The organism is Hymenobacter terrigena (assembly GCF_054776515.1).
Genome location: NZ_BAAHBU010000001.1, coordinates 802,364 through 816,880 on the forward strand (window position 1 = coordinate 802,364; position 14,517 = coordinate 816,880).

A 14,517-nucleotide genomic window follows, 5' to 3' on the forward strand; every position below is an offset into this window, starting at 1 on the left:
TACGCTCCACTCGCAATGACAAAACCTTAAAACCCACCATGCCCAAGCTGCTCGTCATCGGCTTTTCGTTCGGCTACCTGGCCTTGCTTTTCGGCGTGGCTTACGCCGCCGAGCGCCGCTCGGCCGCCCGAAAAAGCCTGGTGAGCAACCCCTTCGTGTACGCCCTGAGCATGGCCGTGTACTGCACCGCCTGGACATATTATGGCTCGGTGGGCCGCGCCGCGCACAACGGGCTGGGCTTCGTGGGCATCTACTTGGGGCCTACGCTGCTGGCCCCGGTGTGGTGGCTGGTGTTGCGCAAGATTATCCGCGTGAGCCGGCAGCAGCGGCTCACGTCCATTGCCGACTTCATCTCGGCCCGCTACGGCAAGAGCGCGGCGCTGGGCGCCCTGGTAACGGTGGTGTGCGTGCTGGGCATCGTGCCCTACATCGCGCTGCAAATCAAAGCCATTGCCGCCTCGTTCGTCACGCTCACCGGGAGCGGGGCGGGCGCGGCGGCGGCCTCCACAGCCCTCTACACCACGGGCGCGCTGGCGGTATTCACCATCCTGTTCGGCGTGCGGTCGGTGGAGGCTACCGAGCGGCACGAAGGCATTGTGCTGGCCGTGGCTCTGGAAAGCGTACTGAAGCTGGTGGCCTTTTTGGTGCTAGGCTTGTTTATCACGTTCGGGCTGTTTCACGGCTTTGCCGACGTGTTCGACCAGGCGGCGGCGGTGCCGGCACTGCGGCAGCTGTTCACGCTGCGCGGCTCGGGCACGAGCGGGGCCGAGTGGTTTACGCTGCTGGTCCTGAGCATGTCGGCGGTGTTGCTGCTGCCACGGCAGTTTCAGGTGGCCGTGGTGGAGAACGTGGACGAAAACCACCTGCGCAAGGCCATGTGGCTGTTTCCGCTCTACCTCATCGTCATCAACTTATTCGTGCTGCCGGTGGCCTTCGGCGGGATGCTGCGGCTGGGCCACAGCGGCATCGACGCCGATACCTACGTGCTGGCGCTGCCGCTGGCGGCGGGCCATTCGTGGCTGGCGCTGCTCACCTACCTGGGCGGGCTATCGGCGGCCAGCAGCATGATTATCGTCGAAACCGTGGCTCTGAGCGTGATGATGAGCAACCACCTGCTCATGCCCTTGCTGGTGCGGGTGCCCGCCGCCCGGCCCGAAGGCCAGACCCGCTGGTTTGCCTACCTGGGCCGCGTGGCCCTCGAAAGCCGCCGCCTGGCCGTGGTGCTGGTGCTGCTGCTGGCCTACGGCTACTACGCCGAAATAGGCAAAACCCTGCCGCTGGTGAATACCGGCCTAGTGTCCTTCGCGGCGGTGGCGCAGTTTGTGCCCGCCGTGCTGGGCGGCCTGTACTGGAAGGGGGGCTCGCGGCGCGGGGCCACGGTAGGGCTGCTGGCGGGCTTCGGTATCTGGTTTTTCACGCTGGTGCTGCCCACGCTGGTGGGGCCGGGGCGGCTGCCCGAATCCATTCTGACAGATGGTGTGGGCGGCATTAGCGGCTTGCGGCCGTTTGCGCTGTTCGGGCTCGAAGGGCTCGATTACCTCTCGCACGGCTTGTTCTGGAGCTGGTTTTTCAACATCGGGCTCTACGTGGGCCTCTCGCTGGCCTGGCCGCCCACGGCACTGGAATTGCGCCAGGCCGACGTGTTCGTAGACGTATTCACACGCCGCAGCCTGGCTGAGGAAGTGGCTGGCTGGCAGGGGAGGACCCCGTTCCCCGACGTGCGCGCCCTGCTCCTGGGATTCCTCGGAAAGAAGCGCACCAACCAGGCCCTGCGCACCTTCGCCACCCGCTTCCCGGATGCCCTGCCGCCCGCGCCGGAAGGCGAGTCCACTCCGTCATTCACTCACTCAGCCACCGCGCCCGCCGACCCGCGCCTGCTCACCTACGCCGAGAAGCTGCTGGCCGGCAGCCTTGGCCCGGCCAGCGCCCGCATGCTGGTGGCCTCCGTGGCCGGGGCCGAGCGCATCAGCTACGACAGCGTAGTGGGCATTCTTAAGGAAAGCCAGCAATTGCTCGAAGCCAACCGCCAGCTGCAAAAGCAGAGCCGCCAGCTCCAGCGCCTCACCGACGAGCTGCGCGCCGCCTACGACCAGCTCCAGGCCCTCGACCACCGCAAGGACGAATTCCTCTACACCGTGACGCACGAGCTGCGCACGCCGCTCACCAGCATCCGGGCCCTGGCCGAAATCCTGGCCGATAACCCCGATTTGGAAACCGAGGAGCGCCAGCATTTCCAGCTCACCATCGGCCGCGAGGCCGAGCGACTCACCCGCCTCATCTCCCTGGTGCTCGATTTGGAGAAATTCGAATCCGGACAGGCCACCCTGGACCGCGCTCCTGTGCCCGTGACCGACCTGGTGGCCGAAGCCCTCGACGCCGTGGGGCAGCTCCTGCGCGACAAGGGCATTGCCCTGCACGTCGACGTGCCCGCTGACCTGCCCATCCTCCACGCCGACCGCGACCGCCTGATGCAGGTGCTCGTCAACCTGCTCTCCAACGCCATCAAGGCCTGCCGGCCCGACGGCCAGGGCCGCATCGCCGTGCTGGCCTGGCCCACCGCCGACGTGCTCCTGCTTTGCGTGGAGGATAACGGCCGGGGCATTTCGCCCGCCGCCCAGCACCTCATCTTCGACAAGTTTTACCAGGCCCAGCACCAGACCACCCGTAAGCCCGAAGGCACCGGGCTGGGCCTGGCCATCACCCGCAAAATCGTGGAGCTGCACCACGGCCGCATCTGGGTCGAAAGCAGCCTGGAGCAGGGTGCCCGTTTCTTTATCGAGCTGCCGTTGCTCACCCAGGCCCCGGCAGCCGACATTTCCCGCTCGTCCTCGCCCTCACTCTCCGTTTGACACTGCTCTTCTTTCATGAAAACACCCCATATCCTTATCGTCGACGACGAGCCCAACATCGTTATGTCGCTTGAATTCCTGATGCGTAAAAACGGCTTCCAGGTCGGCATCGCCCGCAACGGCACCGAGGCCCTGGCCGCCATCGACCAAACCGCCTTCGACCTCGTGCTCCTCGATATCATGATGCCCGATGTGGACGGCCTGCAGGTGTGCCGCCAGCTCCGCCAGCGTCCCGAGCGCGCCGCCACCAAAGTCATTTTCCTCTCCGCCAAAAGCCGCGAAGCCGACGTACAAAAAGGCTACGAAGTCGGAGCCGATTTATACATTCCCAAACCCTTCAGCACCCGCCAGCTCATGGAAAAAGTCCGGGAGCTGCTGGGCGTGGTCGCGTAACGTAGCGCGGACTTTTAGTCCGCGCCGGAACCATCCCGAAATTCCCACCCGCGGACTAAAAGCCCGCGTTACATCCCACCCGCCATGAAACCCGCCTGCTCCTACGCCGCAACCCACGCCGCCAGCCTGGCCGACCCGGCCGGTTTCTGGGCCGCCCAGGCCGCCCACCTGCACTGGGACCGCAAGCCCACCGAAGTGCTCAGCCAGGACGCCAACGGCTTCTACCGCTGGTTCAAGGGCGGCGAATTGAACACCGCCTACCTCTGCCTCGACTGGCAGGTGGCCCAGGGCCGCGCCGACCAGCCCGCACTCATCTACGACTCACCCGTGACCCGCACCCAGCGCACCTACACCTACGCCGAGCTACTGGACCTGACCGCCCGGTTGGCCGGCGGCCTTCGTCAAATCGGCGTCGAAATGGGTGACCGCGTCATCATCTACATGCCCAACATGCCCGAGGCCGTGGTGGCCATGCTGGCCTGCGCCCGCCTCGGGGCCGTGCATTCGGTGGTGTTCGGGGGCTTCGCGCCACACGAGCTGGCCGTCCGAATCGACGATGCCCGGCCCCGCGCCATTATCTGCGCCTCGGGCGGCATGGAGTTCGACCGCGTGATTCCCTATAAGCCGCTGGTGGAGGAGGCCCTCGCCAAAGCCACCTTCCGGCCGGCCCACGTCGTGGTCTGCCAGCGCGATTTCGTGGCCGCCGACATGCAGCCCGGCCGCGATGTTGACTACCAGGAACTATTGACAGCTGCCCCCGTGCCCGCCGTGCCGGTTCCCGCCACGCACCCGCTCTACATCCTCTACACCAGCGGCACCACCGGCCGGCCCAAGGGCGTGGTGCGCGACCACGGCGGCCACGCCGTGGCCCTGTTCTTTAGTATGCGGACCATATACAATTTGGAGCCCGGCGAGGTCATTTTCACCGGCTCCGATATTGGCTGGGCCGTGGGCAGCTCCTACATCGTGTACGGGCCGCTGCTGCGGGGCTGCACCACGGTTTTATTCGAAGGCAAGCCCGTTCGCACGCCCGATGCCGGCACCTTCTGGCGCATTGTGGAGCAGTACAAAGTCCGCGTCATGTTCACGGCCCCCACCGCCATCCGGGCCATCAAGAAGGAAGACCCCGAAGGCCTGTTGGCCCGGAAATACGACCTCAGCAGCCTGCGCCACCTCTTCCTGGCCGGCGAGCGCTGCGACCCCGCCACTTATGCCTGGGCCGGCAAATTGCTGGGCGTGCCCGTCATCGACCACTGGTGGCAAACGGAGTCCGGCTGGCCCATGCTGGCCACGTTGGTAGGCCTCGAAGGCATGCCCGCCCCCCGCGCCGGCAGCGCCGGCCACCCCGTGCCGGGCTACGATATTCAGATTCTGGACGAAGCCGGCCATCCCGTGCCGCCCGGCACCACCGGCCTCGTAGCCGTGAAGCTGCCCCTGCCCCCCGGCTGCTTCCCCACGCTCTGGAACGACGACGCCCGCTTCCGGGAATCATACCTCAGCACCTTCCCCGGCTACTACCTCAGCGGCGACGGCGGCTACCGCGACCAGGACGGCTACGTCTACATCATGGGCCGCGTCGATGACGTCATCAACGTGGCCGGCCACCGCCTCAGCACTGGCGAAATCGAGGAAATCCTGGCCGCCCACCCCGCCGTGGCCGAGTGCGCCGTCCTCGGCATTGCCGACGCGCTGCGCGGCCAGGTGCCCGTGGGCCTGGTCGTGCTCAAGGACGGCCGGACGATAGGAGAGGAGCAGCTCGAACAAGAGTTGGTGGCCGCCGTGCGCGCCCAAATCGGGGCGCTGGCCTGCTTCCGAGCCGTGCTGGTCGTAAAGTGCCTGCCCAAAACCCGCTCCGGCAAAATCCTTCGCAAGACCCTGCGCCAGCTGGCCGACGGCGAGGATTTCACCATGCCCGCTACCATTGATGACCCGCTCATCCTCGACGAAATCCGCGCCGGCCTGGCGCGGCGGGGCATCGGCGCGGCTTTTGAAATCGAAAAAACGCAGTAGGGGCGGGGCTTGTCCTCGCCCGCCGTTGAACGGAATTGTTGGATTGGCGCCAACGTCCGGGCGGGGGCAAGCTCCGCACCTTTCATCCACCATCTCGTAATTCAAAACTCATAATTCATAATTCCCCAAAGATGTCTGCAGTTCGTACCCGCACCCTCGAAGAATACCACGCCGACTACCAGCAGTCCGTAGCCGACCCCGACGCCTTCTGGGCCGCCGCCGCCGAGCCCTTCACCTGGCGCAAAAAGTGGGATACCGTGCGCAGCGGCGAGTTTTCGCCCGCCGGCGACAGCCGCTGGTTCGATGGGGCCACCCTAAACCTCACCGAAAACTGCCTTGACCGCCACCTCGAACAGCGCGCCAACAAGCTCGCCATCATCTTCGAACCCAACGACCCCAAAACCCGCCATCTCCGCCTCACCTACCGTGAGCTGCACGAGCAAGTGTGCCAGTTCGCCAACGTGCTCAAGAAAAACGGCGTGACCAAAGGCGACCGCGTGGTCCTCTACATGCCCATGATTCCGAGCCTGGCCATTGCCGTGCTGGCCTGCGCCCGCATCGGGGCGGTGCACGGCGTCATTTTCGCCGGCTTCTCGGCCACCGCCATCGCCGACCGCATCAACGATGCCGATGCCGCCTTCGTCCTCACCGCCGACGGCCTCAACCGCGGCGCCAAGCAAATCCCCGTCAAGAGCGTGGTCGATGAAGCGCTCGAAAGCTGCCCCAGCGTGCGCCGCGTCATCGTGGTGGAGCACACCGGCTGGCCCGTGCAGTGGAAGGAAGGCCGCGACGTGTGGTACCACGACGAGGTAAAAGACGCGGCCAAAGACTGCCCCGCCGAGGAAATGGCCGCCGAAGACCCGCTTTTCATCCTCTACACCAGCGGCAGCACCGGCAAGCCCAAGGGCGTGGTGCACACCCAGGCCGGCTACATGGTGTGGGCCGACTACACCTTCCGCAACGTGTTTCAGGTGGAGGAAAACGACGTGTACTGGTGCACGGCCGACATCGGCTGGGTCACGGGCCACACCTACGGCCTCTACGGGCCGCTGCTGGCCGGCAGCACCACGCTCCTGTTCGAGGGTGTGCCCACATTCCCTTCGCCGGGCCGCTTCTGGGAGGTGATTGACAAGCACCACGTCACCATTTTCTACACCGCGCCCACGGCCATCCGCAGCCTCATGGCCGCCCCGATTGACCACGTGCTGGCCTACTCGCTCAGCAGCCTGCGTGTGCTTGGCTCGGTGGGCGAGCCCATCAACGAAGAGGCCTGGCATTGGTACCACCAGCATGTGGGGAAAGGCCGCTGCCCCATCGTGGATACTTGGTGGCAGACCGAAACCGGCGGCATCATGATATCGGCCATGGCCGACATCACGCCCAGCGTGCCCGCCCGCGCCGGCCTGCCGCTGCCCGGCGTGCAGCCCGTACTGCTGAACCAGGACGGCACCGAAATCGAAGGCAACGACCAGGAAGGCTACCTCGCCATCAAAGCCAGCTGGCCGGGCGTCATCCGCACCACCTGGGGCGACCACGAGCGCGCCCGCCAGACCTATTTCACGCCCTATCCCGGCTACTACTTCACGGGCGACGGTGCCCGGCGCGACGAAAACGGCCTCTACCGCATCATTGGCCGCGTCGATGACGTCATCAACGTGAGCGGCCACCGTTTCGGCACTGCCGAAATCGAAAATGCCATCAACGAAAGTGAGGAAGTAGTGGAAAGTGCCGTCGTCGGCTACCCGCACGACGTGAAGGGCCAGGGCATCTACGCCTACGTCATCTGCCGGAACGGCGTGCCCGAAAATGACCTCGACCGCCAGCGCGTGGAGTCCAGCATCATCGAATCCGTGGTGGCCGAAATCGGCCGCATCGCCAAGCCCGACAAGATTCAGCTCGTTTCGGGCCTGCCCAAAACCCGCTCCGGCAAAATCATGCGCCGCATCCTGCGCAAAGTCGCCGAAGGCGAAACCTCCAATCTGGGCGACGTAACGACCCTGCTCGACCCGCTGGTGGTGGACGAGATTCTGGCGGGCCGGAAGTAACAGGCCCCCACAACGCACAAAAAATCCGGCCCAAAGAGCCGGCTTTTTTGTGTGATAGCCAAATGGGCTGCTACGCGTTTTAGCGTTTGCTGCCCGATTTGTAGTTTCCGCTGCCAGCGTATCTGTATGAACGGTCGTTTTTCGGCATCAGCCAATACACGAGGCCAGCCGTTACCGCGGCGGCGGTGGCAATTTTCGCCAGCATGCCGCTGCGGTCGTATTTCCACTGGGCATTGTAGCCTTTTTCGGCCCAGATGTTGGGCACCGTGCCATGCGCGAAGTCGTCGATGATGCCTTCCACGACGTTGATTTTGTCGGCTACCAGCAGTGGCAGCCAGTGCCGGTAATCGTTCTCGCTGTAGTGGAAAGCCGCGCGCCGAATCATGCCGCTGAGGCCAGTGGGCGGCACCGAATTGCCGACCACGGCCGAGTAGTCGGGGCGCTCGATGGAGTGCAGCACCTCGCGGTCGGGCACCTGCTGCGTGGGGCGCACCCAGGAGCGGCCGTTGTGCTCCTCGCCGGTGCGGTGGCGGTTGGGGTAGGTGGGTTCGTTGCGGGGGTCGGCATCGATGCCCCAGCCGGGGATGTGTTCGAACTCTTGTGCGGTCTTTTTCATGATGGGCAACATTACGCGTTAGCAGTGGGGGGGATGAGTACCGGCTTGATGATGTTGTCGAGCTTGGCCGAGAAAATGCGGTAGCCGTCGGCCACATCTTCCAGCGGGATGCGGTGCGTAATCAGCTCGCTGGGCTTGAGGATGCCGTTCATGACGTGGTCAATCAGGCGGGGCAGGTGGCGCTTCACCGAGGCCTGGTTGCCGCGCATGGTAATGCCCTTGTTCATCATGTTGCCGATGGGCACCAGGTTGTCGGTGGGCCCGTACACGCCCACAATGGATATCACGCCGCCTTTGCGCACCGAGTTGATGGCCCAGTGCAGCGCCGTAGCCGAGCCGGCCTGCAGCAGGGTTTTGCGCCCGGTGATGGTTTGCATGGTGTTGCCGGCGGCCTCAGCCCCCACGGCGTCGATGCAGGCGTCGGCCCCAAGCCAGTCGGTTTGCTTTTTGATGAACATCACCGGGTCGTCCATGTCCTTCTTGAAGTTGTAGGCCTCGCACTTGGCGAAGTTCTTGGCAAATTCCAGGCGGTAGTCGTACTCGTCGATGATGATGACGCGGCCCGCGCCAAACAGCCAGCTGCACCGGGCGGCCATGATGCCTACCGGGCCCGCGCCAAACACCACCACCGTGTCGCCGGGTTGAATGCCAGCCATTTCGGCGGCCTGGTAGCCGGTCGGGGTGATGTCGGTGAGCAGCACGGCGTCGTCGAGGCTCATGCCCGCTGGAATCACCGTGGGGCCCACGTTGGCGTAGGGCACCCGCACGTACTCGGCCTGACCGCCGTTGTGGCCGCCCCCCGTGTGCGAATACCCCAGGAAGCCGCCCACGGCCGTGGCCTCGGAGTTGGATTCGTGGCAGTTACCGAACATGCCCTCCTTGCAGAAAATGCAGCGGCCGCAGGCCACGTTGAAGGGCACCAGCACCCGGTCGCCCACTTTCACCTCGGTGACTTCGGAACCAATTTCCACGATTTCCCCGACGAATTCGTGCCCAAACGTCATGCCGACGCGGGTATCGGGTACGTTCCCGTTGTACAGGTGCAGGTCGGACCCGCAGATGCATGTGCGCAACACCTTCACGATGGCATCCTCGGGATGCAAGATGGTGGGCATAGGCTTTTGAACGGCGCGGACCCTTTTCGGGCCCCTGAAATCCATTGCTAACATAGCGAGTTGGGTGAAAGATGGAAGATTGGAACATGGGAAATCCGGCGCGTCGGGGTTCACATTCCCTTCCCCACCACAGTTGCCCGTGGTAATCTTTACTTTCCTCGCAGGCTTAAGTTGCCCAATACTCCGGGTTCACCGGAAAACCCGTATTTTCCCAATGCGCAGTCGGCCAATTACGTACGAATAAATACGGGGCCTGCATTCCAATAATCCCGGCTCGGATGATTAGCGGCCACGGCCACTCATTCCGGTATCAACCAAACACTTTCACCCGCTCGCCCTTGCGCTTGGTGCGGAGGTGGTTGCGGATAATCTGCTGAATATCCTTGTTGTCGGTGTACTCCTTTACCGCCTCGCGAAAATCGGCCAGCTTGCGCGCCGAGAACGATTCGTCCACGTAGCCGAAGCCCCGGTACCGGCCGTTTTCCACCAGCACAATGCTCTTTTCCAGCTCCGTGCGGCCCGGCCCGATGACCACGAACGACTCGTGCTCGTAGCTGATGCTGTCGATGGCCTCGTCCACGCGCAGGTTGTAGCTCTCGGGCGGCTCCTGGCCCACGCAGGCCCCCAGGCAGCGGTGCACCTGGTAGTCGAAGCACGCGCCCGGCGTTTTGTACAGCCCGCATAGCTTCTGGCAGAGGTTGTACTTGGCCACCTTGTGGTAGAGAAAGCCCTGCGCCTTGTACTGGTTGCCCAGCGCGATGATGGGAATTTCGGCGTTGCGGGCGTCGGCGCGGCCATAAGCCAGGCGCTTGTAGCCCTGCTCATCAATGCGCAGGTAGATGCCCGCCGGAAACACCGAGCGCCGCTGCGCCCGGTTGTAGGCCGGCTTCATCTGCTTGATGAGGTGCGACTCGTACAGCAGCGCCACTAGTTCCGAGCCGGTCAGCTCCCAGGTAATGTCGGCAATGGAATTTTTGAATTCCAGGCTCTTGCGCGACTTCACATCAATGGCAAAGTGCTGCTGAATACGCTTGTAAATGTTAATCGACTTGCCCACGTAAATCACCTCTCCCGCCTCGTTGTGGAAGTAGTACACGCCCGTGGCCTGCGGCAAATTGGCGACCACCGAGGCCGGCAGCAGCGGCGGCATCAGCGCCTCCCGGATGGCAGTCTGCACGGCCGCCACGCGCTTGGGCGAAGGTTTTTTGGCGCTGGCCGCCCGGCCGCTCGGGGCCAGCGCATCCACGCGGGCCAGCGTGTGGCTGGCATCGGTGCCGTGGGGCAGGTCTTCGCTCTCGCTGGTGATTTTGAGGAGCTTGCCAAAAAGCAGGGCCGTGGCGTGGGCATCGCCGGCGGCGCGGTGCCGGCCTTCGAGCGGAATGCCGATGTTCTGGCACAGCTTGCCCAGGCTGTAGCTGGGCTGGCCCGGAATGAGGCTGCGCGACAGCCGCACGGTGCACAGCGTCTTGCGCGAGTAATTGTAGCCGAGGTCGGCAAATTCCTTCTTCAGAAACGAGTAGTCGAAGCGCACGTTGTGGGCCACAAACACGCAGCCTTCGGTCATTTCCACCACCTTGCGGGCCACCTCGTGGAACTTGGGCGCGTCGTTCACCATGTCGTTGGTGATGCCCGTGAGCTGGGTAATGAACGGCGGAATGCCCCGGCCGGGGTTGAGCAGCGTGGCGTACTCGTCCACAATCTTCTCCCCGTCGTGGATGTAAATGGCGATTTCGGTGATGCGGTCCTGGGTGGGCTGCCCGCCGGTGGTTTCAAGGTCGATGATGGCGTACAAATCGGGCGCGGAAGAGAGTCAGAAAGGAAAGCTAACAAGCTTAGCCCGGTAGAAGGTTGCGTTTTAGTGATTAGTGGTTAACGGTTAATGATTAATTATAGGTAAAAGCACGCATTAACCATTCATCTACATCCGCTTTATCATGCGCCAAGCCGTTGCAAAAAAGCCCGGTTTATCGTCTGACTTATCAATATGGGTTTCCTCGCCATCGGTAACGTCGCCGAGCAAAAAGCCCCAGGGCTCGGTGGTTTTGCTGGCATCAAATACCACTTTCATCACCGCGATGAGCGGAATGCTTAGAATCATGCCCGGCGTGCCCCACAGCTCACCGCCCAGAATGAGGGCCACGATGGCGGCCATGGGGTTGATGCTCACCTTTGAGCCCGTAATCATGGGCGTGATGAAGTTGCCTTCCAGAAACTGCACGAACATGAACACGCCCACCACGGCCGCGGCCTTGCCAATGGAGCCGGTTTCCACCAGCGTCACCAGCGCCGGAATGGCCGAGCCCACCATGATGCCGATGTAGGGAATGACGGCCAGCACCGAGGCAAACACGGCGAAAAACACGGCAAATTTCACCCCCAGCAGCAGCAGTCCGATGGCATTGAGCACCGACACCACCACAATCACCGTGAGCAGGCCCTGGATGTAGGCTTGCACCACGGTCTGAATGCTGTCCATGGTGTGCAGCACGGTGGTGCGCTTGTCGGGCGCCACGAAGCGGAACATGAACTGCCGCATGTGGTCGCGGTAATACAGAAAGCAGAAAATGTAAATCGGAATCAGCGTGGTCACGCTCAGCACGGCGGCCGTCATGCTAAGCGTGGAGCCTAAGTAGCCGCCGGCCGATTTCTTCACCGATTTCATCGAGGAGTCAATCAACTCTTCCTTGCTCATGGGCTGGTAGCCAAACTTCACGCTGGCCCACTGCTGCATCTGGTCGAAGTACACCAGCGACTTGGCCTGGAGCTTGGGCAGCTCGTCGCGCAACGTCAGCAGCTGCGTGCCGAAGAGGTAGCACAGGCCCGCCAGCGCCGCCACCAGCAGCAACAGCGTCACAATGATGGCCCAGATGCGCGGAAACTTCCACTTTTCCAGCTGCACCACCAGCGGCAGCAGCAGCACCGCGAGCAGCCCGGCAAACAGAATGGGCAGCAGCACGCCGTCTAGCTTGTGCAGCACAAACACCAGCAACGAGAGCCCAATCAGCAAAAAGGTGTAGTGAACTATCGGCGACTGCTTCACCTCGGCCGGCGCGTGGTTTTGCGTGGGCGAGGGCAGGTTGCGCGGCTGGTTGATGCTATTGGGGCGGGGAAACATATTTATCAAGCGAAAATCAACAAGGGGAGGAGAGCAGAAAAGCAAGGCGTCAGCCACCAGTCCGGTGAACCTGAACGGTGGGAGCAGTGTTGAAAACTAAATAATTTGGCGGAACTGGCTAAGTTAACTGGCAGCAGCCGGCTTGCCGTGCCGCTGTTTTCTGCGTTATTTTACCCCAGAACTGCCCTCCTTACGGATTTTTTAGATGAACGACGAACAATTACCGCTCGCCCCGGCCGCGGCCGACCACGGCTACAACGAAGACAGCATCCGCTCGCTGGACTGGCGCGAGCACATTCGCCTGCGGCCCGGCATGTACATCGGCAAGCTCGGCGATGGCTCGGCGTACGACGACGGCATTTACGTGCTGGTGAAGGAAGTCGTCGACAACTGCATCGACGAGCACGTGATGGGCCACGGCCGCACCATCGACATCAAGATTTCGGACTCCAAAGTGCAGGTGCGCGACTACGGCCGCGGCATTCCGCTGGGCAAAGTGGTCGACGTAGTGAGCAAAATCAACACCGGCGGCAAGTACGACAGCAAGGTATTTCAGAAATCGGTCGGCCTCAACGGCGTGGGCACCAAGGCCGTGAACGCCCTCAGCGGCTACTTCCTGGTGCAGAGCGTGCGCGAAGGCATCCTCAAGGCCGCCGAGTTTGCCCAGGGCAAGCTCATGGCCGACCCCAAGCCCCAGAAAACCAGCCAGCGCAACGGCACGCTGGTGGTGTTTCAGCCCGACGACACGATTTTCAAGAACTACCGCTTCATCCCGGAGTACCTCGAAAATCAAATCTGGAACTACGTTTACCTCAACGCTGGCCTCACCATCAACTTCAACGGCCAGAAATATTATTCCGAAAACGGCCTGCTCGACCTGCTCGCCCGCAAGGCCGATGTAGAACACCTGCGCTACCCCATCATCCACCTGAAAGGGCCGGACATTGAGATGGCCATGACGCACGGCAACGACTACGGCGAGGAGTACTATTCCTTCGTGAACGGCCAGTACACCACCCAGGGCGGCACGCACTTAGCCGCCTTCCGCGAAGCCGTGGTGAAGGCCGTGCGCGAATTCTACAAGAAGGACTACGACGCTTCCGACATTCGGGCCAGCATCATCGCGGCCATTTCGGTGCGCGTGCAGGAGCCGGTGTTTGAATCGCAAACCAAGACCAAGCTGGGCTCGGTGAACATGGGCGAAGACGGCCCCACCGTCCGCGGCTTCATTCTCGATTTCGTTAAGGAGCACCTCGACAACTACCTGCACAAAAACGCGCTGGTGGCCGAGGCCCTGCGCAAGCGCATTGAGCAGAGCGAGCGGGAGCGCAAGGACATGGCCGGCGTGAAAAAACTCGCCAACCAGCGCGCCAAAAAAGCCAACCTGCACAACCGCAAGCTGCGCGACTGCCGCTTCCACCTGGGCGAAAACGCCAAGGACGGGGCCGAAAAAGAACTTTTGACCACGCTGTTCATCACCGAGGGCGACTCTGCTTCGGGCAGCATCACCAAGAGCCGCAACGTGGAGCTGGAGGCCGTGTTCAGCCTGCGCGGCAAGCCGCTGAACTGCTTCGGGCTGAAAAAGAAAATCGTGTACGAAAACGAGGAGTTGAACCTGTTGCAGCACGCCCTCAACATCGAGGAAGGCATCGAGCACCTGCGCTACAACCGCGTGGTGGTGGCCACCGATGCCGACGTCGACGGCATGCACATCCGCCTGCTGCTGCTCACATTCTTTCTCCAGTTCTTCCCGGATTTGGTGCGCAACGGCCACGTATTCATTCTCGAAACGCCGCTTTTCCGCGTCCGCAACAAGAAGGAAACCATCTATTGCTACAACGAGCAGGAAAAGCAGGCCGCGATAAAAAAGCTGGGCCGAAACCCCGAAATCACGCGCTTCAAAGGCCTGGGCGAGATTTCGCCGGATGAGTTTGGCAAGTTCATCGGCGAGAACATCAAACTTGAGCCGGTGATTTTGCAGTCCGACCGCAGCATCCAGCAGGTGCTCACCTATTACATGGGCAAGAACACGCCGGCGCGCCAGGAATTCATTATCGAGAACCTGCGCCTGGAAAAAGACCTGATAACTTCCGATATTCTGCCCGCCGCTGAGGTGGCCGAAGTCGATTTGGCATAAACCAAAGCATCAGCCACTTCTCATTGCTGGAAGAGCCGGGTGTAAGTAAGCCCAACCGTTGGCGCAGTAAAATTTCGCGGAATGAGTACCTGATGTTTGGGAATAATTTTTTTTATGTGTACGTTTGCCACGTCGCCTAGGGGTAGACTAGTCGACAAATTCCACGGAAAAGCCCGAGCCCTTGGTTCGGGCTTTTTTCTTTTTGAGTCAGTTCAAACCTCAATAATTAGTCGGAAG

9 protein-coding genes are annotated in these 14,517 nt (G+C 62.4%); 5 read left to right on the top strand and 4 right to left on the bottom strand.

Translation table 11 applies throughout. The annotated features are described in order from the left end of the window. Positions 1-38: 38 nt before the first annotated feature. From ACYU7Q_RS03195 to acs, 4 genes are all read left to right on the top strand, one after another. Positions 39-2,849 carry an ATP-binding protein gene (locus ACYU7Q_RS03195; protein ID WP_460607986.1) on the top strand — a complete coding sequence of 937 codons (2,811 nt, stop codon included), beginning with the start codon at positions 39-41 and terminating at the stop codon, positions 2,847-2,849. 15 nt (positions 2,850-2,864) lie between these two features. After that, positions 2,865-3,242, top strand: a complete 378-nt coding sequence (locus tag ACYU7Q_RS03200; RefSeq protein WP_460607987.1) for a response regulator transcription factor — start codon at positions 2,865-2,867, stop codon at positions 3,240-3,242. 84 nt (positions 3,243-3,326) lie between these two features. Then, on the top strand, positions 3,327-5,252 hold the full coding sequence (locus tag ACYU7Q_RS03205; RefSeq protein ID WP_460607988.1) for an acyl-CoA synthetase family protein: 1,926 nt from the start codon (positions 3,327-3,329) through the stop codon (positions 5,250-5,252). A gap of 131 nt (positions 5,253-5,383) precedes the next feature. Continuing rightward, positions 5,384-7,297, top strand: a complete 1,914-nt coding sequence (acs, locus tag ACYU7Q_RS03210) for an acetate--CoA ligase (RefSeq protein WP_460607989.1) — start codon at positions 5,384-5,386, stop codon at positions 7,295-7,297. A gap of 79 nt (positions 7,298-7,376) precedes the next feature. Here acs and ACYU7Q_RS03215 read toward each other — a convergent pair whose 3' ends face one another. The 4 genes from ACYU7Q_RS03215 to ACYU7Q_RS03230 form a co-directional block, all read right to left on the bottom strand. Beyond that, the gene (locus ACYU7Q_RS03215; RefSeq protein WP_460607990.1) at positions 7,377-7,913 is read right to left on the bottom strand and encodes a hypothetical protein; all 537 of its coding nucleotides are present in this window, start codon (positions 7,911-7,913) and stop codon (positions 7,377-7,379) included. 11 nt (positions 7,914-7,924) lie between these two features. Continuing rightward, entirely contained in the window at positions 7,925-9,082 is a 1,158-nt protein-coding gene (locus ACYU7Q_RS03220; protein ID WP_460607991.1) for a zinc-dependent alcohol dehydrogenase, read from the bottom strand. A 256-nt stretch (positions 9,083-9,338) separates the two neighbouring features. Then, the gene (locus ACYU7Q_RS03225) at positions 9,339-10,820 is read right to left on the bottom strand and encodes an exonuclease domain-containing protein (protein WP_460607992.1); all 1,482 of its coding nucleotides are present in this window, start codon (positions 10,818-10,820) and stop codon (positions 9,339-9,341) included. Positions 10,821-10,946: 126 nt separating this feature from the next. Further along, entirely contained in the window at positions 10,947-12,143 is a 1,197-nt protein-coding gene (locus ACYU7Q_RS03230; protein WP_460607993.1) for an AI-2E family transporter, read from the bottom strand. Between the two features lie 205 nt (positions 12,144-12,348). Between ACYU7Q_RS03230 and ACYU7Q_RS03235 the strand changes: the two genes are divergently transcribed. After that, positions 12,349-14,280, top strand: coding sequence for a DNA topoisomerase IV subunit B (locus ACYU7Q_RS03235; protein WP_460607994.1), 1,932 nt, complete (start codon positions 12,349-12,351; stop codon positions 14,278-14,280). Positions 14,281-14,517: the final 237 nt, after the last annotated feature.

What these genes read in the sequence shown, in the direction of transcription:
- ACYU7Q_RS03195 (WP_460607986.1), top strand. Translation starts at nt 39, where the DNA reads ATGCCCAAGCTGCTCGTCATCGGCTTTTCGTTCGGCTACCTGGCCTTG.
- ACYU7Q_RS03200 (WP_460607987.1), top strand. Translation starts at nt 2,865, where the DNA reads ATGAAAACACCCCATATCCTTATCGTCGACGACGAGCCCAACATCGTT.
- ACYU7Q_RS03205 (WP_460607988.1), top strand. Translation starts at nt 3,327, where the DNA reads ATGAAACCCGCCTGCTCCTACGCCGCAACCCACGCCGCCAGCCTGGCC.
- acs (WP_460607989.1), top strand. Translation starts at nt 5,384, where the DNA reads ATGTCTGCAGTTCGTACCCGCACCCTCGAAGAATACCACGCCGACTAC.
- ACYU7Q_RS03215 (WP_460607990.1), bottom strand. Translation starts at nt 7,913, where the DNA reads ATGAAAAAGACCGCACAAGAGTTCGAACACATCCCCGGCTGGGGCATC.
- ACYU7Q_RS03220 (WP_460607991.1), bottom strand. Translation starts at nt 9,082, where the DNA reads ATGTTAGCAATGGATTTCAGGGGCCCGAAAAGGGTCCGCGCCGTTCAA.
- ACYU7Q_RS03230 (WP_460607993.1), bottom strand. Translation starts at nt 12,143, where the DNA reads ATGTTTCCCCGCCCCAATAGCATCAACCAGCCGCGCAACCTGCCCTCG.
- ACYU7Q_RS03235 (WP_460607994.1), top strand. Translation starts at nt 12,349, where the DNA reads ATGAACGACGAACAATTACCGCTCGCCCCGGCCGCGGCCGACCACGGC.